At 67.5% G+C, this 20,511-nt stretch carries 22 protein-coding genes and 1 riboswitch; of the genes, 15 read left to right on the top strand and 7 right to left on the bottom strand.

What is annotated here, in order from left to right; genetic code table 11:
* A riboswitch (TPP riboswitch) is annotated at positions 1-112 on the top strand.
* The 4 genes from HMPREF2550_RS10965 to HMPREF2550_RS10950 all read left to right on the top strand — a co-directional run bounded on the left by HMPREF2550_RS10965 (position 102) and on the right by HMPREF2550_RS10950 (position 3,265).
* Entirely contained in the window at positions 102-713 is a 612-nt protein-coding gene (locus HMPREF2550_RS10965) for an ECF transporter S component (protein ID WP_141757808.1), read from the top strand. It overlaps the preceding riboswitch by 11 nt.
* Positions 714-2,039: an ABC transporter ATP-binding protein gene (locus HMPREF2550_RS10960; protein WP_070763071.1), complete on the top strand. Its 1,326-nt coding sequence runs from the start codon at positions 714-716 to the stop codon at positions 2,037-2,039.
* Complete coding sequence (locus HMPREF2550_RS10955; RefSeq protein ID WP_070763069.1) at positions 2,036-2,797, top strand: energy-coupling factor transporter transmembrane component T family protein; 762 nt, start codon at positions 2,036-2,038, stop codon at positions 2,795-2,797. The genes HMPREF2550_RS10960 and HMPREF2550_RS10955 overlap by 4 nt, the downstream gene beginning before the upstream one ends.
* Positions 2,798-3,265, top strand: coding sequence for a nucleoside/nucleotide kinase family protein (locus tag HMPREF2550_RS10950; protein ID WP_070791068.1), 468 nt, complete (start codon positions 2,798-2,800; stop codon positions 3,263-3,265).
* On the opposite strand, the gene HMPREF2550_RS10945 is transcribed toward HMPREF2550_RS10950, so the two are convergent.
* Positions 3,262-3,798 carry a ribonuclease FAU-1 family protein gene (locus HMPREF2550_RS10945; RefSeq protein ID WP_070763065.1) on the bottom strand — a complete coding sequence of 179 codons (537 nt, stop codon included), beginning with the start codon at positions 3,796-3,798 and terminating at the stop codon, positions 3,262-3,264. The two genes, HMPREF2550_RS10950 and HMPREF2550_RS10945, sit on opposite strands and share 4 nt — an antisense overlap.
* A 5-nt stretch (positions 3,799-3,803) precedes the next feature.
* Complete coding sequence (locus tag HMPREF2550_RS10940; RefSeq protein ID WP_070791067.1) at positions 3,804-4,511, bottom strand: Rv1157c family protein; 708 nt, start codon at positions 4,509-4,511, stop codon at positions 3,804-3,806.
* 214 nt (positions 4,512-4,725) lie between these two features.
* On the opposite strand from HMPREF2550_RS10940, the gene typA reads away from it, so the two are divergent.
* From typA to HMPREF2550_RS10905, 7 genes are all read left to right on the top strand, one after another.
* Positions 4,726-6,642: a translational GTPase TypA gene (typA, locus tag HMPREF2550_RS10935; protein ID WP_070791065.1), complete on the top strand. Its 1,917-nt coding sequence runs from the start codon at positions 4,726-4,728 to the stop codon at positions 6,640-6,642.
* A gap of 11 nt (positions 6,643-6,653) precedes the next feature.
* On the top strand, positions 6,654-8,282 hold the full coding sequence (locus HMPREF2550_RS10930) for an ABC transporter family substrate-binding protein (RefSeq protein ID WP_070791063.1): 1,629 nt from the start codon (positions 6,654-6,656) through the stop codon (positions 8,280-8,282).
* 53 nt (positions 8,283-8,335) lie between these two features.
* Positions 8,336-9,178 (top strand): N-acetyl-1-D-myo-inositol-2-amino-2-deoxy-alpha-D-glucopyranoside deacetylase, encoded by an 843-nt coding sequence (gene mshB / locus HMPREF2550_RS10925; RefSeq protein ID WP_070791157.1) that lies wholly within the window; start codon positions 8,336-8,338, stop codon positions 9,176-9,178.
* Positions 9,175-9,555 (top strand): hypothetical protein, encoded by a 381-nt coding sequence (locus HMPREF2550_RS10920; protein WP_070791059.1) that lies wholly within the window; start codon positions 9,175-9,177, stop codon positions 9,553-9,555. Before mshB ends, HMPREF2550_RS10920 begins: the two co-directional genes overlap by 4 nt.
* 13 nt (positions 9,556-9,568) lie before the next feature.
* Positions 9,569-9,892 (top strand): ferredoxin, encoded by a 324-nt coding sequence (gene fdxA / locus HMPREF2550_RS10915; RefSeq protein ID WP_038589688.1) that lies wholly within the window; start codon positions 9,569-9,571, stop codon positions 9,890-9,892.
* A 4-nt stretch (positions 9,893-9,896) separates the two neighbouring features.
* Positions 9,897-11,000 (top strand): succinyldiaminopimelate transaminase, encoded by a 1,104-nt coding sequence (gene dapC / locus HMPREF2550_RS10910; protein ID WP_070791057.1) that lies wholly within the window; start codon positions 9,897-9,899, stop codon positions 10,998-11,000.
* Positions 11,001-11,072: 72 nt separating this feature from the next.
* Positions 11,073-11,624 (top strand): GtrA family protein, encoded by a 552-nt coding sequence (locus HMPREF2550_RS10905; RefSeq protein WP_070763053.1) that lies wholly within the window; start codon positions 11,073-11,075, stop codon positions 11,622-11,624.
* Here HMPREF2550_RS10905 and HMPREF2550_RS10900 read toward each other — a convergent pair.
* The 5 genes from HMPREF2550_RS10900 to HMPREF2550_RS10880 form a co-directional block, all read right to left on the bottom strand.
* Entirely contained in the window at positions 11,613-12,125 is a 513-nt protein-coding gene (locus HMPREF2550_RS10900) for a GNAT family N-acetyltransferase (protein WP_070763052.1), read from the bottom strand. The genes HMPREF2550_RS10905 and HMPREF2550_RS10900 overlap by 12 nt on opposite strands.
* Entirely contained in the window at positions 12,115-13,080 is a 966-nt protein-coding gene (gene dapD, locus HMPREF2550_RS10895; RefSeq protein WP_070763050.1) for a 2,3,4,5-tetrahydropyridine-2,6-dicarboxylate N-succinyltransferase, read from the bottom strand. Before dapD ends, HMPREF2550_RS10900 begins: the two co-directional genes overlap by 11 nt.
* Before the next feature lie 5 nt (positions 13,081-13,085).
* A complete protein-coding gene (locus HMPREF2550_RS10890) occupies positions 13,086-14,474 on the bottom strand; it encodes an amino acid permease (RefSeq protein ID WP_070791055.1) in 1,389 nt (462 codons plus the stop codon).
* Positions 14,471-15,913: an amino acid permease gene (locus HMPREF2550_RS10885; protein ID WP_083317025.1), complete on the bottom strand. Its 1,443-nt coding sequence runs from the start codon at positions 15,911-15,913 to the stop codon at positions 14,471-14,473. Before HMPREF2550_RS10885 ends, HMPREF2550_RS10890 begins: the two co-directional genes overlap by 4 nt.
* A 73-nt stretch (positions 15,914-15,986) precedes the next feature.
* Positions 15,987-16,931, bottom strand: a complete 945-nt coding sequence (locus HMPREF2550_RS10880) for a 2,3,4,5-tetrahydropyridine-2,6-dicarboxylate N-succinyltransferase (RefSeq protein WP_141757807.1) — start codon at positions 16,929-16,931, stop codon at positions 15,987-15,989.
* A 34-nt stretch (positions 16,932-16,965) separates the two neighbouring features.
* On the opposite strand from HMPREF2550_RS10880, the gene dapE reads away from it, so the two are divergent.
* The 4 genes from dapE to HMPREF2550_RS10860 are packed head-to-tail and all read left to right on the top strand — an operon-like array spanning position 16,966 to position 20,507.
* Positions 16,966-18,069 (top strand): succinyl-diaminopimelate desuccinylase, encoded by a 1,104-nt coding sequence (gene dapE, locus HMPREF2550_RS10875; RefSeq protein WP_070763046.1) that lies wholly within the window; start codon positions 16,966-16,968, stop codon positions 18,067-18,069.
* 38 nt (positions 18,070-18,107) lie between these two features.
* A complete protein-coding gene (locus HMPREF2550_RS10870) occupies positions 18,108-18,917 on the top strand; it encodes an LOG family protein (protein WP_070791053.1) in 810 nt (269 codons plus the stop codon).
* Entirely contained in the window at positions 18,904-19,755 is an 852-nt protein-coding gene (gene folP / locus HMPREF2550_RS10865) for a dihydropteroate synthase (RefSeq protein WP_246819808.1), read from the top strand. Before HMPREF2550_RS10870 ends, folP begins: the two co-directional genes overlap by 14 nt.
* Positions 19,752-20,507 carry a glucosyl-3-phosphoglycerate synthase gene (locus HMPREF2550_RS10860; protein ID WP_070791051.1) on the top strand — a complete coding sequence of 252 codons (756 nt, stop codon included), beginning with the start codon at positions 19,752-19,754 and terminating at the stop codon, positions 20,505-20,507. The genes folP and HMPREF2550_RS10860 overlap by 4 nt, the downstream gene beginning before the upstream one ends.
* Positions 20,508-20,511: the final 4 nt, after the last annotated feature.

Genomic DNA, 20,511 nt, shown 5'->3' with positions numbered 1-20,511 from the left:
CTTGAAAAACACGGGAGCTGGGCGCACGCCCGGCTGAGAATCCGCAGCTTGCGGTAAACCGTCGAACCTGATCCGGGTAATACCGGCGAAAGGAAGGAATAATGACAAATCGTGCTGCCTCCAGGACTAACTCCTGGCGCGTGATTGACATCGTGACCGCGGCCGTCCTCGGCGTGGCCTGCGGCCTGCTGTTCGTACTGTGGAATGGCGTGGGGTATGCGGGCTACAAGGCTATCGACGCCGTCACGCCCGGCCTCGGCGGCCTCTTCACCGGCATCTGGCTCATCGGTGGTGTGCTGGGTGGGTTGATCATCCGCAAGCCGGGCGCGGCGGTGTTCGTGGAGGTGCTCGCCGCCTCCGTCTCCGCGCTGCTGGGCAGCCAGTGGGCGATCGAGACGCTGTACTCGGGCCTGGCGCAGGGCATCGGCGCGGAGCTGATCTTCCTCATCTTCATGTACAAGCGCTTCTCGCTCGACGTCGCGGTGCTCTCCGGCATCGGTGCCGGCGTGGGCGCGTTCGTGCTGGAGCTGTTTACCTCCGGCAACCTGGCGATGAGCCTGTCGTACAATGTGATCTACCTCGTGTGCACCTCGATCTCCGGTGCGGTACTCGCAGGTGTGCTCGGGTACTTCCTGGTCAAGGCGCTGGCCAAGACCGGTGCGCTCGACCGCTTCGGCGCGGGCCGCGAGCGCCTGCGCGCCGAGGCGAGCTAGATGGCAGCACCCGCGATTGAAGCCCGGGGCTTAAGCTACCAGTACGCCACCCGCCCCAAACCAGCGTTTACGGGCGTTGACCTGCGCATCGAGCACGGCGAGCGCGTCATCCTTACCGGCGACTCCGGCTCCGGGAAGTCCACGCTGCTCGCGGTCCTTGCAGGCCTGGCCGGTGACGAGGAGGACGGTCACAGCGCGGGCCGCCTCACTGTCAACGGCACGGTCGGCATGGTGATGCAGGACCCGGAGGCGCAGACCATCCTCACCCGCGTCGGCGACGACGTCGCCTTCGGCGCGGAGAACCTCGGCGTGCCGCGCGAGGAGATCTGGCGGCGCGTGGAGTACGCGCTCGACGCGGTGGGCCTCGACGTGCCGCTGGATCACAACACTGCGCACCTCTCCGGCGGACAGAAGCAAAGGCTCGCGCTTGCGGGCGTGCTCGCCATGGGCGCGGACATCCTCATCCTCGACGAGCCGACCGCCAACCTCGACCCAGCCGGGCGCGACGAGGTCATCGCCGCCGTGGAGCACGTGTGCGCGGCAACCGGTGCCACGCTGATCGTGGTGGAGCACCGCCCGCGACCCTGGGCGCACCTGGCCACGCGCGCGTATCGCTTGGGTGAGGGTGGGGTGGATGAGGTGGGCGTCGATAAGCTGCCCGGGGCACCGGAACTGCCGCCTGCGCGCGGCGTGCGAGGCGACGCTGCGGCGCTGACGACGCGCGGAGTGCAAACGCGCGTGGGCCCGCCGCGGGACCTGCGCATCCCGGAGGGCGCGTCCACCGTGATCACGGGCCCGAACGGGGCGGGCAAGACGACGCTCGCGCACGTGCTGGCGGGCCTCGACGCCCCGCGCGCGGGCGAGGTCGTCTACTCCGAGTCGATTCGGCGGGGGCTCGAGACGCCGGCGATCAAGTGGAAGTCGGCGCAGCTCGCGGAGCGCATCGGCTTCGTCTTCCAGGAGCCGGAGCACCAATTCGTCACCTCGACGGTGCGCGAGGAGATGGCGCTGTCGGGTGCGCCGCAAGCGCGCATTGACGAGCTGCTCACGCGCCTGCGCCTCGATCACCTCGTCGGCGCGAACCCGTTCACGCTTTCCGGCGGGGAGAAGCGGCGGCTGTCGGTGGCGACTGCGCTGGTCAACGCGCCGAAGCTCGTGCTTTTCGACGAGCCCACCTTCGGCCAAGACGACCGCACCTTCGTCGAGCTGGCGGGGCTCATCCGCGAGCTGACCGAGCGCGGCGTCACCGTCGTGTCGATTACGCACGACGAGGCGTTCATCGCCTCGCTCGGCGACCACATTATCCACCTGGAGGCGACACAGTGAACCTGCTCGAGGGGATTAACCCGGTGACCCGCATTTTGGGGCTGGCGCTTCTGACCACCCCGCTGCTGGTGAGCATTGATTGGGTCTCTGCCACCGTGGCGATCGTGGCGACGCTTGTGGCCGCGCCCCTGTGCGGGGTGAGTTTCCGGCGCCTCGCGCGCCGCGGCTGGCCGCTTTTGCTGCTTGCGCCGATCGCGGGCATTCCGATGGCGCTCTACGGCCAGTCGGGCGGCGAGGTCTATTTTGACTACGGGCTGATCCAAGTCTCCGAGCTGTCGGTCTCGCTCGCGTGGGCGATTACGCTGCGCGTGCTGGCGGTGGCGCTGCCGGTGGTGGTGCTCTCGGCTGACGTGGATCCGACGGATCTAGGCGACGGGCTCGCGCAGGTGCTGAAGCTGCCGGCGCGCTTCGTGCTTGGCTCGGTGGCGGCGCTGCGCATGCTCACGCTGCTGCGCGAGGACGTCGAGGCGATGCGCCGGGCGCGGCGCTCGCGCGGGATCGCGGATGTGAACCGGGTGCGCTACGCGTTCTCGCTGGCCTTCGGGCTTTTGGTGATGTCGCTGCGGCGGGCCGGCAAGCTCGCCACGGCGATGGAGGCGCGCGCGTTCGGACGCGCGGGCGAGCGCACGTGGGCGCGCGAATCGAAAATGTGCACGCGCGATTGGGTGGTGCTGATCATCTGCGTGTTGCTCGCGGCGGTTGCGCTCGGCGCGGCGTGGGTAACAGGAGAGTTCCGCCCGGTGTGGGCGGTGTCGTAAATGGCGTACACACTGCTTATCGACGGCCCCTCCGGCGCCGGCAAGACAACGCTGGCCAACCAGATCGGCGCAGCGCTTGGCATCCGGGTAGTCCACCTCGACGACTTCTACCCGGGGTGGAGCGGGCTCGCCGAAGGCGCGGCGATGGTCGCGCGCGACGTGCTCGACCCCCATGCGCCCGGCTACTGGCGCTGGGATTGGGAAAACGACAGGCGAGGGGAGTGGGTGGCACTCGACCCGCACGCCGATGTGATCGTTGAGGGGGTGGGGGCGTTGACGTGGGCGTCGCTAGCCAAAGCGAAAAAGCGGGGCGCGGTGGACGCGCTGTGGGTGTGCGCGGATACGGCAGTGCGGAAACGGCGTGCGCTGGCGCGCGATCCCTACTACGCCGAGTTCTGGGACATGTGGGCCGCCCAAGAGGCGGCGCTTAAGCGGGCACCGGCGGATGTGACGGTGCGCAGGGTCTAGCCGACGGGGGCGAGCTCGACTTCTTCGGCCCAGGTCAGCTCGATGCCGAGGGTGCGGAGCCACTCCATGGCGTCGTCGTCGTGGCGCGTGATGCCTTCGACTGCGCGCAGGGTGACGTCCATGGCCTTCTCGGCCTCCTCGGCGGTGATCAGGCCGGCGGAGCAGGCGGCGGCGAGCTCGTCGATGTCGAGCACGTCGATCGGGTTGCCGGTCAAAGAGACCAGGTCGACGTAGAGGTCGCGCGTGCGCCACACGCCGCCGTCAACGTTGATGTCGGCGACGTCGAAGTAGAAGTCCTGATCTTTCTCCGCGCCCTCGCGGAAGTGGAAGATGTTCGCGCGCAGGCCCAGCTCGGGCAGCAGCCAGCTCTCCAGGTAGCCGAACTGCGGGTGGTTCGCGCCGCGGGCCATGTAGAGGCCGAAATCCGTGACCTTGAAGGTGTCGACCTCGCGCAGGAACCCCTTGGGGTCGGTGTTCGTCTTCGACGCGGTGTCGAAGCTCTCCTGCTTCACAGGATGCAGATCGGCGCTCATGGTGCTTACCTCACATGGAAACTCGCGGCTGTCGGGGCAAAGGTGCAGGTCTTCTCGGCGGTACGCGTGGCACCGTCGATGACTGCGAGGACGCGGCCGGATCCTGTCGCGGCGGTGCCGGACAAGGTGGTCGGTCCTGTGGGGTTAATCCCGTGATTGCCAAGCGGCGTTACACCGGTGCGCATCGTGTCGAGGTTAATCCAGTACGCGTTGAGCCCACCCTGCTGCTTTGCCGCTGGTGGGGTACCGAGTGCGGTGAAGACGAAGACGGCCTCGCCGGCGCGTGCGCCAGGCTGCGGCGTCTGCGTTGGTCCCGGCACCGCGATGGCGGAAGCGGTCGAGTGCATGCGCGGCCCGATGCAGTTCGAGGACACCGTGGGCCAGGCGAACTGCGTAAACGCCGGGCCGTTTTCCGGCAGCGGCGGGCCGCCGAGCTCGCCTTGGCCGGCGAAGAATGCCAGCGCGGTCCGCAGCGCGTTCGCGGCACCTTCGGGGACGAAAGGCTGGCTGGCAAACGCCTCGACACGCGCGATGGTCTCGTCGCTGGGGCGGCCCAGGTGATCGAGCGGGTTTGACGAGGTCGTCGAGCCGACGGTGATCGGTCCGGCGGAGGGCGCGGCGTGGGCGGCGGTCACGGGCGCGAGGCATGCCGCGAGCGCGAGTGCGGCGGCGGCAAAGCGGCCGACGCGCTTGGTCGTGGATGGGGTTCGCACGGCGGGGTCGGTGTCCTTCGTCGGGTTGGGGCTAGAAACTGAGGTGGCACAAAACACCACGCAACTTAAGCCACACTAGTCACTTTTGTCACAGTGTCAAGGCGGATTGTCAGGTTTCTGGGTACTTTGCTGGGCGTATCGAAGGTGCGATCTAGGCGGCACAGGGGTAAGGTTTAATCGTTCTACTCGCCTATATAAAAGGAGCACCGGATAAGTGTCGCATCCTGAATTTCGAAATGTCGCAATCGTCGCCCACGTTGACCATGGCAAGACCACCCTGGTCAACGGCATGCTGGAGCAGTCCGGCGTGTTCGGCGACCACGGCGAACACGGCGACCGAGTGATGGACTCAGGCGAGCTCGAGTCCGAGCGAGGCATCACCATCCTGGCAAAAAACACCGCCGTGCGCCGCAAGGGCAAGGGCAAGGACGGCCGCGACCTGGTGATCAACGTCATTGATACCCCGGGTCACGCCGACTTCGGCGGCGAGGTCGAGCGCGGCCTGTCCATGGTCGACGGCGTCGTGCTGCTCATCGACGCCTCCGAGGGCCCGCTGCCGCAGACCCGCTTCGTGCTGGGCAAGGCACTCGAGGCGAAGAAGCCCGTGATCATCTGCGTGAACAAGACCGACCGTCCGGACGCGCGCATCGACGAGGTCGTCGAGGAGGCCCAGGACCTGCTCCTCGAGCTGGGTGCCGGCCTGGAGGACCCGGAGGCCGCCGAGGCCGCCGAGAACCTGCTCGAGCTGCCCGTGCTCTACACCTCCGGCCGCGAAGGCCGTGCGTCCCTGGAGAACCCGGGCAACGGCAACGTCCCCGACAACGAGGACCTGCAGCCGCTTTTCGACGTCATCTACGACGTCCTCCCAGAGCCCTCCGCCGACATCGACGCGCCGCTGCAGGCGCAGGTGACCAACCTGGACTCTTCCTCCTTCCTCGGCCGCATCGCGCTCATCCGCGTATTCAAGGGCACGGTCAAGAAGGGTGACACCGTCGCCTGGGTGCACTACGACTCCGAGGGTGAGCAGCACGTGAAGAACGTGAAGATCGCCGAGCTGCTGGTGACCGAGGGCCTCGACCGCGTCCCGGCGAAGGACGGCGTGGTCGCGGGCGATATCGCCGCGGTCTCCGGTATCGACGAGATCATGATCGGCGACACGCTGTGCGACCCGGAGCACGTCGAGCCGCTGCCGCGCATCAAGATCGACGACCCGGCGATTTCCATGACCATCGGCGTGAACACCTCGCCGATGGCTGGTCGCAATGGCGGCGACAAGCTCACCGCCCGCATGGTCAAGGCCCGTCTGGACCAGGAGCTGATCGGTAACGTCTCGATCAAGGTGCTGCCCACCGAGCGCCCCGACGCGTGGGAGGTTCAGGGCCGCGGCGAGATGGCGTTGACGGTGCTGATTGAGACGATGCGTCGTGAGGGCTTTGAGTTGACCGTCGGCAAGCCGCAGGTCGTGACCAAGGAGATCGACGGCAAGACCTACGAGCCCTACGACCACATGATCATCGACACCCCGGCAGAGCACCAGGGTGCGGTCACCCAGCTGATGGCCAGCCGCAAGGGCCAGATGACCACCATGGGCAACGCCGGCAGCGGCGACTGGGTCCGCATGGAGTTCGACGTGCCTTCGCGCGGCCTCATCGGTTTCCGCACGACCTTCCTCACCGAGACGCGCGGCGCGGGCATCGCCAACTCGTACTCCATCGAGCACCGCCCGTGGGCAGGCGAGATCAAGGGCCGCCCGACCGGCTCGCTCGTCGCTGACCGCTCCGGCCAGGTCACCGCGTACGCGCTGCAGCAGCTCGCGGACCGCGGCGACTTCTTCGTCGAGCCGGGCGCGGAGGCCTACGAGGGCATGGTCGTCGGCGCGAACAGTCGCGACGAGGACATGGATGTGAACATCACCAAGGAGAAGAAGCTGACCAACATGCGCTCCGCCACCGCGGACGCCACGGTCACCCTGGCGAAGGCACGCTCCCTGTCCCTGGATGAGGCGATCGAGTTCTGCGACGAAGACGAGTGCGTCGAGGTCGCGCCTGAGGCGATGCGCGTGCGCAAGATCATCCTGAACGCGACCGAGCGCGGCCGCGCGCGTTCCCGCGCGAAGGCGAAGAACAAGTAAAGCAGGGCTTCGTGCAGGGCCGATTGACCGCGCTGCTCGCCACCTGTGGCGCGCTGACGCTGCTCGCTGGCTGCGCGGCCAATCCCGGCCCGCCGCCGCTCGTCGACCCTGCGGAGGCCCCCGAGCACGAGCAACACGAAAACGCCGAGCAGGACCAGCCGCGCCAGCGCAACACCAGGGCACCTGAGCGCTCCCAGGTCACCGTCGGCACGGACGGGCTGCGAGGTGGGCTCAACCCGCACCTGCAGTCGGATGAGTCGTCGATGGTGCGCAGCATCGCCAACCTCGTGCTGCCCAGCGCGTTTTGGGGTGGCGAGCGCAACGACGAACTGCTGAAAGCGGCAACGCGCCTGCCTTCCTCGCGCTACGCCATGACGGTACGCTACGTCATCGCGCCTGAGGCGCAGTGGTCCGACGGCACCCCGATTACCGGCGCGGACTTCGTCTACCTTTGGCGCGGCATGACGCAGACCGCGGGCACGATCGACTCCGCAGGCTACGACGCGATAGTGGGCGTGCGGGTTACCGGTGCGGGCGGCAAGGTCGTCGACGTGGACTTCGCGCAGCCGGTGCGCACCTGGCAGACCCTGTTTTCCCACCTGTTGCCCTCGCACCTCTTGTCCCCGGATGCAAGCGATTTCCGCGCCGCGCTCCGCGACACGATCCCGGCGTCGGCGGGCCGCTACATGGTGCGCGAGGTGGATCGCGGCCGCGGCACGGTCACGCTTCACCGCAACGACCGCTTCTGGGGCACGTCCCCGGCGAACATCGACATTGTCACGCTGCAGGCGGTGCGCACCACCACCCAGGTCGCCGATCAGCTGCGCGTCGGCCAGCTCGGCTTTGTAGACAAAGCACCGGAGGAGACCTCCTCGCGCGTGCTCGCGCTCCTGCCGGCCACCCAAACCCGCCTGGTCACCAGCCCGCGCACGCTCGGGGTGCACATCTCGGCCACCTCGGGGCTCACGCACGCGATGCGCGAGGAGCTGCGCATGCTTATCGACGTCCCCCTGCTCGCCGCCATCGGCACCGGCCGCTCCACCGACCTCGCGCTCGCGCCTGAAACCCCCGAACTTGCAGGTGAGCCGAAGGCGCTGCCGCAGTATGTGGCGGCGCACCGCCCGCTGCGCATCGGTGCGGATGCCTCTGACCCGGCGGCGTCGGCAGCCGCGCGCTCGCTCGCGGATATCCTGCAGCAGCGCGGAGTGCGCGCCAACGTGGTGACCACGGACACGGACTCGCTGCTTTCGCGCAGCTTGCCGGAGGGCAATATCGACCTGCTCGTGGGCTGGCGGTATGACGCGGGCACCGCAACGCAGCTGGCAGGGAGGCTGACTTGCCCGGCGGATGGGGCGCGCGACGAGAACATCGCCGGGCTGTGTACGCAGGAGAACCAGGCGCTCGCGGGGGCCATCCTCGCCGGCACCGTCGGTTTGGGGGAGGCGCGCCAGCGCGTCGCAGCGATGGAGCAGCGCGAGGTGCTGTGGGTGCCGATCGTGCGCGAGACGCGCATCCTGGCGCTGGGGGCCGCGCTGCAGGGACCGTCGCCGGATCTGCAACGATGGGACGAAGGGATTTCGGGCGCGGCGTCGTGGCGGCTGGTAGGGCCGCACCCCGCGGACCCGGATGTCGCCGAATAGAAGGAGCAACAGTGTCGAGTACAACGAACCGTGATCTGGTGGGCTACCGCGTGATGGCGGTGCATGCGCACCCGGACGATGAGGCGATCACCATGGGCGGGTCGCTGGCCGATCTGGTCGCCCGCGGTGCCGACGTGCTGGTGGTGACCTGCACGCTTGGCGAGGAGGGCGAGGTCATCGGCGAGCCCTACCAACAGCTCACCGTCGACCATGCCGACCAACTAGGCGGCTTCCGCATCCGCGAGCTGGCTGAGTCTTTGGCCGCGATCGGCGCGCGCGGCGCCTTCTTGGGCGGGGCGGGCTGCTACCGCGACAGTGGGATGGCGGGCTCGGCGGCGCATGAGCATCCGCGGGCGTTCGTGCGTGGGGGGCAGGGGAGCGTCGATAAGCTTGCGGAGCTCATGGCTGCGGAGCGGCCGCACCTGGTGCTGACCTACGACCCTGACGGCGGGTACGGGCACCCGGACCACATTCGGGCGCACGAGATCACGCACGCGGCGGCCGAACGTGTCGGTGTGCCGCGCATTCTGTGGTCGGTGCGCTTGGCGGAGGAGACCGCGGCGCTGCTGCCGGAGGAAGCACCGGCGGGCTGGCGGCTGCCGGAGGTTGGCGAGCTCGACGGGGTGGAGCATTCGGACATCGCGATCCGGCTTTCCGGCCAGGCCTACAGCGCGAAGGTCACGGCGATGCGGGCACACGCCACGCAGTTGTGGATTGCCGACGGGCGCACGAGCGCCACAAACCCGCACGCGGTGATCGCGTCCGGCCCGGTGGTCTACTACGCGCTGTCGAATCTGATTGTGCAGCCGATCCAGCCTTACGAGCACTTCCAGCTCGGCGCTGGCGTGCCCATCGACGACCCGGCAGCCGGCCTGCTCGGAGGGATCGCGCGGTGAGCGCACCGGTGGTGCGCGATACCTTCACGCGCGGCGAGGCAGTAGGTGCCATGGTGTGGCTCGGCATCGGCGCGTGTGTCTCCCTGCTGCTGGAGGTTGTCTACCTTGAGTCCTACGTAGGTGGCGTGCCGATGCCGCTGACCATTCTGCTTGCCTTTGGCTTCAACATGGTGCTGACGAAGACAGCGCGGCTGTGGTCGCGCGACACCGCGTGGGTGGCGTTCGTGCCACTTGCGGTGTGGACGCTGGGGTTCTTCGCGCTCATGTTCGTGCTCCCGCTCGCCGGGCCGCATCTCGTGCCAGATAATATTCTGACATTGCTCCTGCTGTTCGCGGGAATAATGGGTGGCGTTTGGCCGATGTTTCGGGCGAAGTGACATACTGGACGACATGACTTACGTGATTGCTCAACCATGCGTGGACGTGCTGGATCGCAGCTGCGTCGAGGAGTGCCCCGTCGACTGCATCTATGAAGGCAAACGCATGCTCTACATCCACCCGGACGAGTGCGTCGACTGCGGCGCCTGCGAGCCGGCTTGCCCGGTCGAGGCCATCTTCTACGAGGACGACACCCCGGACGAGTGGGCCGAATACTACGACGCCAACGTCGGCTTCTTTGACAAGCTGGGCTCCCCGGGCGGCGCGACCAAGACCGGCCCGACCGGCTACGACCACCCGTTTGTCGAGGCCCTGCCGCCGCAGAACCAGGACTAGAACCATGCCGGTGAATCCCAAGCGCCAGCCCCTCGGTACGCGCCTGCCGGAGTTCCCGTGGGACACGATCGCGGATGTGAAGGCAAAGGCGGCCGCGCACCCGGACGGCATCATCGACCTCTCGGTCGGCACGCCCGTCGACGAGGTCGCGCCGTCGATCCAGCTCGCGCTGGTCGAGCACGCCGCCGAGCCCGGCTACCCGCAGACCGTGGGCACGCCGGAGCTGCGTGAGGCGATCGTGGGTGCGATGGCGCGTCGCTTTGCGGTCACCGGGCTCGATGAGCGCTCGGTGCTGCCGGTCATCGGCACGAAAGAGGCCATCGCGTGGCTGCCCACGCTGCTGGGGTTGGCCGGCCAAAAAGTGGTCATTCCGGAGCTTGCGTACCCCACCTACGAGGTCGGCGCGCTGCTCGCCGGGGCTGAGCCGGTGCGCTCGGATTCTCCCGTCGACGGGGCGGCGCTGGTATTCATCAACTCGCCGTCGAACCCCTCGGGCAAGGTCCTAAGCGCCGAGAAGATGCGCGAGTGGGTTGAGTTTTCCCGCGACACGGGCGCGATCATCGCCTCCGACGAGTGCTACCTCGGCCTGCCCTGGTCGGCCGAGCCGGTGAGCATCCTCGACCCGCGCGTGTGCGGCGAGGACATGACCAACCTGCTCGCGCTCCACTCGCTGTCGAAGACCTCGAACCTCGCGTCCTACCGCGCGGGCTGGATCGCCGGCGACACGGAGCTGGTCCAGGAGCTGCTGTTCGTGCGCAAGCACTCCGGCCTCATGGTCCCGGGCCCCGTTCAGCACGCCATGCGCGCCGCGCTTGTCGACGACGCCCACGAGAAACTCCAGGCAAGTACCTACGCCGCCCGCCGCGCGAAGCTTTTGAAGGCGCTGGTGGACAGCGGCTTTGCAGTCGACCACTCCGAGGCTGGCCTGTATCTGTGGTCGCGCCGCGAGGGGATGGATGCCCGCGAGACGCTGGACTGGCTCGCCGAGCGCGGCATCCTCGCGGCCCCGGGCGACTTCTACGGCCCGGCGGGAGCCGGGCACGTGCGCATCGGGCTGACCGCGACCGACGAACGCATCGACGTCGCTGTCGCACGCCTTTCGGCGTAAAACTCCGTTTTCCTTCCACGGCTGACCGCGTACTAGACTAGGCAGGTTAGTTTTTCCAAGAAGGAGGCGTGCGTGCACGACTCGGATCCAGGCCGCGCGGCGCGGCTGGCCACCGGACTGCGCGAATTTTTCAAGTTCGGCGTGGTTGGCGGCTCCGGCGTGGTGGTCAACCTGCTCGTGTTCTACCTGGCCAAGAAGGCGCTGGAGGCGGGCTGGGACCTCCATGAGGCGGATGCGCTCGTAAGCATCCCCGGCACCCGCTTTAACGTGCGCTGGTACCACGCGCTGTCCACCATCGCGTTCGTGGTGGCCAATATCTGGAACTACCAGCTCAACCGTTCCTGGACGTTCCGCAAACTCGAGCAGCGCAACTGGTTCGCGGGTTTCTTCCCGTTCTTGGCCACTGGCGGCATCGCGTTTGCGGTCTCGCTGACGTTTATGACGCTGTTTATGAACCCGAACTCGCCGATCGCCCTGCCGGATCACCTGCTGGACGACTCGACGGGCCTGCGCACCAAGTCCTATTGGGCGCAGGGGCTTTCCACGCTGATCGCCACGCCGGTGAACTTCATCATCAACAAGGTCTGGGCTTTTAGGAAGCCGAAGGAGATCTCACCTGCGTGACCTGCGGTATTGCACGTGGCGACCGTGCTGACCTGCGAAGGAGTAGCCGTTGCTTTCCGCGACGTGGCGAGAGGCGGAGTTGCCCGGGAGCATTTCGATCTTGAGGGTTTCGGCCCCGCGAGCGAGGGCATGGTCGGTCACAAGGCGCACCGCGCGCGTCATCAATCCGCGCCCGCGTGCCCACGGGGCAGTGTTATACCCGAAGTTCGCTGCGCCATCTGGTTCGAGGCGCAGCTCGATGTTCCCCGCGTAGCGGGCGTTAACCACCAGCGCCCAGCGAAACACGCCATCCGGAACGCTCCCGAGGAAGTCGTCGAGCATTTCCTCAGTGAACGGGGAGGGGACGGTGGTCCACGCAACCATGCGGTCATCGGTAGACGCGGCGAAAAGGTCGTCACGCACACCCGGGATGGTGCGGACAGCAGACCACGGCACAAGGGTAAGGCCGCCGTCGACGAGTACGTCGTCGCGCGGCGGCCACCAGGAAGCGCTAGTTGGCATGCAGGGCTTCGTTGAGCTCGATACCCTTGGCTGCCACGACCTCGATCGCGCCGGAGGTGGAGTTGCGACGGAACTGCAGGCCGTTCGCACCGGAGAGCTCCAGCGCCTTGATCTCGGTGCCTGCTTCCTTCCCGAGCGCCTCGGCGACCTCGGCGGTGAGTACCACCTTGGCACCGGCGGTGACGTAGAGGCCGGCTTCGACCACGCAGTCGTCGCCAAGCGAGATGCCAATGCCCGCGTTCGCGCCGAGCAGGCAGCGCTCGCCCAGGGTGATGGTCTCCTTGCCGCCGCCTGACAGGGTGCCCATGATGGAGGCGCCGCCGCCGATGTCGGTGCCGTCGCCCACAGTCACGCCGGCGGAGATGCGGCCCTCGACCATGGAGGCACCCAGGGTGCCGGCGTTGAAGTTCACGAAGCCCTCGTGCATCACGGTGGTGCCCTCCGCGAGGTGGGCACCGAGACGGATGCGGTCCGCGTCGCCGATGCGCACGCCGGAGGGGACGACGTAGTCGACCATGCGGGGGAACTTGTCCACGGAGTACACGATGACCGGGCCGCGGGCGGCGAGGCGGCCGCGCGTCATCTGGAAGTCGGAGACCTCGCAGGGTCCGTAGTTGGTCCACACGACGTTTGCCAGCAGACCGAAGACGCCGTCCATGTTCGCGCCGTGGGGCTTGATCAGGCGGTGGGAGAGCAGGTGGAGGCGCAGGTAGACGTCGTAGGCGTCGATCGCGGGCTCGGAAATATCAGCGATCGCAGTCTCAACCGGGATACGCGCGACGCCGCGCTCCTCGTCGGGGCCGACGAGGTGGGCGAAGCGGGCGTCGGCCTCTTCCAAGCGGGTCGTGCCGCTTGCAGAGACCGCCTCGCCCAGCTTCGGGGCGGGGTACCAGACATCGAGGACAGTGCCGTCATGAGTAACCGTGGCAATTCCACGTGCAATCGCTGAAGTCATGCCTGCTAGCTTAGATCATCCTGCGCGGTTACTGGTGCCTTGCCCCGAGTGAACAGGGACGCGACAACAAGTGCTGCGGAAACGATGAAAACGGCGAGGATCTGGCCGCGGGCGGAGGCGTCGATAAGCATGAGCCCCACGAGCGCAAGCAGCGCGACGAGGGTGGCCCACGGCACGAACATGCCGCCCTGGACCTCGACGGCCGAGTGGCCCTCGCCGGCGCGCATCTCCGGGCGCAGGCGGATGTAGCTCAGCGTGATCATGATCCAGGTGACGATCAGGCAGCCGCCGACGGCGTTCATGAGGAAGCTGAGCAGCCCTGGCGGGTTCCACCATTGCAGGCCCACGGCGACGAACGCGAAGAACATGGAGACGAGCACGGAGTTGGTCGGCACGCCGTTGGCGTTGGTTTTGGCCAGCCACCTGGGCGCGTCGCCCTCGAGCGCCTGCTGGTAGGCCAGCCGCGAGGTGCCGAAGATCTGCGCGTTGAACGCGGAGAGCAGCGCGAGCACGATGACGACTTCCATGAAGCCGACCACGCCCGGCAGGTTCGCCATTTCGAGCACCTGGGTGAACGGCGAGTCGGCGGCGGAGTCGGCGGCGTCGATCTGCGCGTAGGGGAGCAGGAGGATAATCACGACGACGGAACCGACGTAGAACAGCGCGATGCGCCAGATGATCGAGTTGACCGCGTTCTTCACCGCCTGGGCCGGGTTTTCGGACTCCGCGGCGGCGATCGTGACGACCTCGATGCCGCCGAAAGCGAAGGCAACGGCGAGCAGGCCAGCGGCGATGCCCGGGATGCCGTTGGGGGCGAAGCCGGATTCTTGCACGTGAGTCAGGCCGATGAAGTCGTGGCCGGGCAGCAGCCCCAGGAACAGCGCGGCGCCGATGACCAAAAAGCCCATGATCACCACGATCTTGATCATGGCGAACCAGTACTCAAACTCGCCGAAGCCCTTGACCTGCGCGAGGTTGACCACGGCGAAGAAGACGACTGCCGCCAGTGCCGGGATCCACTGCGGGATATCGAACCAGCCGGCCATAATCGCTGCGGCACCAGTGATCTCCGCGCCGCCGACCATGATGAGCAAGAACCAATAGAGCCAGCCTAAAAGGAAGCCCGCCCAGTGGCCGAAGGCCTGGCGGCCGTAGGTGGCGAAGGAGCCGGACGAGGGGCGGGTGGCGGCCATCTCGCCGAGCATGCGCATCACGGCGATGACGATGAGCCCGGCGATGAAGTAGGCCACCAGGATGGCCGGGCCCGCGGCGCGGATGCCTTCGCCCACGCCGAGGAAGAGGCCGGCGCCGACCGCCATGCCCAGCCCCATCAGGGTGAGGTGGCGGGATTTGAGTCCAGTACCGAGCTCTGAGTCTGCGGTGGCAGTGGTCATCGAATGTTCCTTTCTGCGGCTTGCGCGGCGCGAGTACTGAAGGCGTCGGTGCGCGTCCACAGCACACCGGCGATGACCGCGATGCCGACGACGACGGCGACGGCGATGAGCTGCGTGCGACCGTCGGGTGTGGTGAGCATGAGCAGGACGAGCGCCGCGGCAAGCGCGATAGTCGCCCACGGCAGCACGCCGGGTGCCCACATGCGCACGTGGGTGAGCTCGCCGGAAGCAGCCAAGCGCGGGTGCAGGCGGATAAAGGAGAAGCTAATGGCGAACCAGATGACGATCAGGCAGCCGCCCACGGCGTTGAGCAGGAAGGCGAGCAGGCCTGGCGGGTTCCAGTACTGCAGCGCGACGGCGACAAAACCGAAGAAGACCGAGACGATCACGGCGCGCATGGGCACGCCGCGGGAATCGGTTTCGGCAAACGTCTGCGGGGCGTCGGCACGCAGCGCCAGGTTGTGCAGGAAGCGCGAGGAGCCGTAGATCTGCGTATTGCACGCGGACAGAAGTGCCACCACGATGACGGCCTCCATGATGCCGACCGCGCCCGGGATGTTGGCTAGGTGCAGCACGGCGGTAAAGGGGGATTCGGAGGCGTCGTCGGCGCCGCCGATCTGACCAAAGGGCAGCAGCATGACGATGAGCAGCACGGAGCCGATGTAGAAGATGCCGATGCGCCAGATGATCGAGCGGATCGCCGCGTGGACGGCAACCTCAGGATCCTCGGATTCGGCGGCGGCGATGGTGACCAGCTCGATGCCGCCGAAGGCGAAGGCGACGGCAAGCATCGCGGTGGCCACGCCACCCCAGCCATTGGGCATGAAGCCGACCTCGGCGATGTTGCTCATCCCGACGAAGCTCGTACCCGGGAGCAGCCCCAGCCACAGCGCGACGCCGAGCACGAGGAAAGCGATGATGACGGCGACCTTGATCAGCGCGAACCAGAATTCGAACTCGCCGAAGTTCTTCACTGCGGCGAAGTTGATCGCGGTGAAGGCCACGATGGCGATCAGCGCCGGGATCCACGGGGAGATGCTGAACCACGCGGCGATGATGGCGGATGCGCCGGTGATCTCTACCGCCATGATCATGATCATCATGAACCAATAGAGCCAGCCGATGGCAAAGCCCGCCCAGGGGCCGAAGGCCTGCTCGGCGTAGGTGGAGAAGGTGCCGGACGAGGGGCGCGCGGCGACCATCTCGGCGAGCATCTGCATGATGCACACGGTGATCGCGCCCGCAATCAGGTAGGCGATAAGGACGGCGGGGCCTGCGGCGGCAATGCCCACGCCGGTGCCGAGGAAGAGCCCGGCGCCGATCGCGGAGCCGAGCCCCATCATGGTCAGGTGGCGGGTTTTCAGGCCCCGCTTGAGCGAGACGGAGGCCGAAGTTGGCGCGATGACCGGCGCCGCCCCCTGGGAATCCTGTGAAGACATGGTCTTACTCTAAACCGTCGCCTTCCGCCGGGCCTTCATGAGGCCCACGTCACCCCAGCTCGCCGGCTGAATGCTAATCCACTGGTTGCTGCTCGCGCACAACGGGGCAGTTGGAGAAGGCCTCGCGCTTGATCGACAGGTTGCTCTGCCCGGAGATTTCGCGGGCCGGGATCTCGCGGTCAGTCCGCGCGTCGTAGACCACGGACTCGCTTTCCAGCATGACGTTGACGCCGACGGTGCAGTTATCACCCAGATCCACGCCGAAAAGCCCGGAGGAGGGGTGCATCGTGCAGTGCTTACCGACGCGCATCGGCGCCCGATCTCGCTCGCCCGAGTGGGAAGCCATGAGCACCGCCGAGAGCGAAATGTTCGAGCCCTCGCCGACCACCACGGCCGAGGAGAGCCGCCCCTCGATCCTTGCTGGGCCGAGCGTGCCCGCGTTGTAGGAGACGTAGCCTTCGCGCAGCACGGAGGTGCCCGGCGCGAGGTAGGCACCCAGGCGTACGCGCTCGGCCTGGGCGATGGACACGCCGGTGGGGACGACGTAGTCCACCATGCGCGGTAGGCGCTCGATGCCCCAGACGTGGATGGTGCCGCGGGAGCGCAGGTTGGTGCGCACGAACTCGAAGTTGTCGCTTAAGCACGGCCCCTTGTTCGTCCACACCACGGGCACGAGGTGCTCGAGGCAGTGGTCCATGTTGATCTCGAGCGGCTTGACCAGCCGGTGGGAGAGCAGGTGCAGGCGCAGGTAGACGTCGTGGGCGTCGACCGGTGGCTGGGCGAGGTCGGGGATGTAGGTGTGGATGGGCACCTGCTCGACGAGGCGGTCGCGGTCGAGGCCGACGAGGTTTAAGAAGCGGTCGGAGAGCTTGTGCGCGCCGACGCGCTCGCTGCGGGCGGTGGGGGCGGGGTCGTGCGTGGCGACGTCGATAAGCGCGGGGCTCGGGTACCACGTATCCAAGACCGTGCCATCCATGGCAATGTTGGCGATTCCGGTTGCTTCGGCTCCTATGGGCATATCGCCCATCTTAAGGGCTTCATGCCCCCGTAGGATGAACGGTGTGACTACGCTCAACCTTTTCGCAGACCCAGTAGATCTAACCGCCGCGCTCATTGACATCGAGTCGCCCTCGCACCACGAAGGCGAGATCGCCGATGCCGTCGAGGAAGCGCTCAACGCGCTTGAGGGGGTGGAGGTGCAGCGCTTCGGGCACACGGTGGTGGCGCGCACGCACTTTGGGCGTGAGCAGCGCGTGGTGCTCGCCGGGCACATCGACACTGTGCCACTGGCGGATAACACCCCGCACCGCTTCGAGGGTGACACGCTGTTTGGTTGCGGCGCGGTGGATATGAAAAGCGGTATGGCCTGCTACCTCGGCGCTTTCGCGCGCCTGGCCAGCCAGGGCGCAGACGGTCCGGCCGCGTTCGACCTCACGCTGATTGCTTACGAGGGCGAGGAGGTCGCCCAGGAATACAACGGGCTCTACCACCTCGAGCGCGACCACCCGGAGCTCCTCGCCGGCGATATTGCACTGCTCGGGGAGCCCTCCGGCGGCATTATCGAGGCCGGCTGCCAGGGCACCATCCGCGTGTTTGTCGACGCGCACGGCACACGCGCGCACTCCGCGCGCTCCTGGCTGGGGCATAACGCCGCCCACGACCTGGCCGGGGTGCTCTCCCGCGTCGCTGCGTACACGCCGCGGGCAGTGACGATCGCGGGCTGCGAGTACCGGGAGGGCCTCAACGTCGTCGGGCTGGAAGGCTTCGTGGCCACCAACACCATCCCGGATGAGGCGCGGCTGGTGATCAACTTCCGCTACGCCCCGGACCGTTCCGTGGAGGAGGCCAAGGCGCACCTGGAGGAGGCGCTTGCGCTGGAGGAAGGACTCACGCTGACGTACGACGATGTCGCGCCGGGCGCGCTGCCGGGCCTGGATGACCCGGTGGCGGCCAACCTGGTCAAGGCTGTCGGCGGGAACTTCCGCGCAAAGTTCGGATGGACGGATGTGTCCAGGTTCTCTAACCTGGGTGTTCCGGCCGTGAACTTCGGCCCAGGCGACCCCGGGTACGCGCACAAGAAGGACGAGCAGTGCCCGGTAGGCCAGATCCGCGAGGTAGCCGAGCAGCTGATGGACTACCTCGCTGTCGCCGACTAAAGCGTTCCCGTATCCGCAGTACCGAACAAGAAAAAGACATGGCACCGTTGAATTTCCCCCGCCCCGACCGCGACCGTAAACTGCGCGGCCCCATGATGCTGCGTAGCGATGAGAAGCAGCAGGCCTCCACCCACGACCGGCGGCTGCTCGAGTCGCTGGGCTCGACCGACCACGACTGGAAGCACGCCGACCCATGGAGGGTCATGCGCATCCAGTCCGAGTTCGTCGCCGGTTTCGACGCGCTGAGCGAGCTGCCGAAGGCCGTGACGGTCTTCGGCTCCGCCCGGCTCGGCGAGGGCACCCCGGAGTACCAGCAGTCCTACGACGTGGGCAAAGCGCTGGTGGAGGCCGGTTACGCCGTGATCACCGGCGGCGGGCCCGGCCTGATGGAGGGGCCCAACCGCGGCGCCCACAACGCCGACGGGATCTCGGTGGGCCTGGGCATCGAGCTGCCCTTCGAGCAGGGGCTCAACGACTGGGTCGATCTGGGTCTGAACTTCCGCTATTTCTTTGCCCGCAAGACGATGTTTTTGAAGTACTCGCAGGCCTTTATTGCGCTGCCGGGCGGTTTCGGCACGATGGACGAGGTCTTCGAGGTGCTGTGCATGGTGCAGACCAAGAAGGTGACCAACTTCCCGATCGTGCTCATCGGCACCGAGTTCTGGTCCGGCCTGGTGGACTGGATCGTGGATCAGCAGCTGGGGCGCGGGCTTATTTCGCCTGGCGACGAGAAGCTGTTCCTGGTCACGGACTCGGTGGAGGAGGCGGTGGCGCATATCGTCGAAAAGCACAAAGTTATGACGGACGAGCGCCTCGGCACGCAGCAGGACCTCCATGGCGAAAAATAACGCCGCTGGCCTCGCGCAGGTCATGGCGATTGTCAACCGCACGCCCGACTCCTTCTACGACAAGGGCGCGACCTTTGCCATTGAGAAGGCCGCCGAGCGCGCCGACGCCGTGATCGCCGCCGGCGCGAGCATTGTCGACGTCGGCGGGGTCAAGGCCGGCCCAGGCGACGACGTCGACGCGCGAGAGGAGAGCGACCGCGTCGTCCCGCTCATCGCCGAGGTCCGTGCCCGGCACCCGGAAGTATCGATCAGTGTGGACACCTGGCGCGCGGAAGTGGCCGAGGCCGCCATCGCCGCGGGCGCGGACTTGATCAACGACACGTGGGCGGGATGGGACCCCGAGCTCGTGGAGGTCGCCGGTGCCCACGGCGTGGGGTATGTCTGCTCGCACACCGGTGGGGTCGTGCCGCGCACCCGCCCGCACCGCGTGCACTTTGACGACGTGGTTGCCGACGTGATCCGGGAAACCACCGAGCTCGCCGAGCGCGCCGTGGACTGCGGGGTGCCCGCTGAAAAGGTGTTTGTCGACCCCACCCACGACTTCGGCAAGAACACCTTCCACGGGCTGGAAATCCTGCGCCGCATCGACGAGCTCGTCGCCACTGGCTGGCCCGTGCTCATGGCGCTGTCGAACAAGGACTTCGTCGGCGAGACCGTCGGGCGCGCAGACCCCGCCGAGCGGGTTGCGGGCACACTCGCCGCGACCGCGTGGGCGGCGGCGCGCGGGGTGGCCGCGTTCCGCGTCCACAACGTTGCGGAAACCGTCGATGTGCTGCGCATGACCGCGGCGATCCAGGGCGCGGTGCCGCCGCTTGACACGGTGCGGGGACTCGCGTGAGCGAGTGCAAGGTCAGCGTGGTCATCCCCGCGCTCAACGAAGAGGCCACAGTCGGCGACGTCGTGCAGACGTGCCTGCGCAGCGAGTGCGTGGCTCAGGCGGGCGAGGTTATCGTCATCGACTCGGACTCCACCGACGCCACCGCGCAGCGCGCAGCCGCAGCCGGAGCCCGCGTGGTTAACTGGCGCGACGTCGGCCCGTATGAACCCCGCCCGGGCAAGGGCGAGGCCCTGTGGCGCGGGGTGCGCGCCGCCCGCGGCGAGGTCGTGGTCTTTATCGACGCCGACGTCACCTCCGTCCAGCCCGTATGGGTCGATGCGCTCGCGGCCCCCTTCGTCTCGCCCGACATTCACCTGGTCAAGGCCGCCTACCGACGCGAACTCAACGGCGGCCCGGGCGGCGGCCGCGTCACGGAGCTGACCGCGAAACCGCTGCTACGCCTGCTCTTTCCACAGCTTGGTCACATCAGCCAGCCGCTCGCCGGCGAGTACGCCATCCGCCGCGACACCGCGCTGCGCGTGCCCTTCGTCGCCGGCTACGGCGTCGAGGTGGGCCTGCTTATCGACGTCGCCGCGACCCACGGCCCCGCTTCCATCACCGAAGCCCGCTTAAGCGCTCGCCGCCACCGCAACCGCCCGCTGGCAGAACTCTCGCCGATGGCCGAGGTCGTCGCCGCGACAATCCTTAAGCGCGCTGGGGTGGGGGATACGGCGGTGCCACAGCGACCGGCCTGGAACGAGGCGATAGAATAGCGGC

This window comes from Corynebacterium sp. HMSC074A01 (genome assembly GCF_001831515.1).
Classification (GTDB): Bacteria; Actinomycetota; Actinomycetes; order Mycobacteriales; family Mycobacteriaceae; genus Corynebacterium.
Note: the sequence above shows the minus strand (reverse complement) of the source record. Positions and strands in the feature narration are given on the sequence as shown.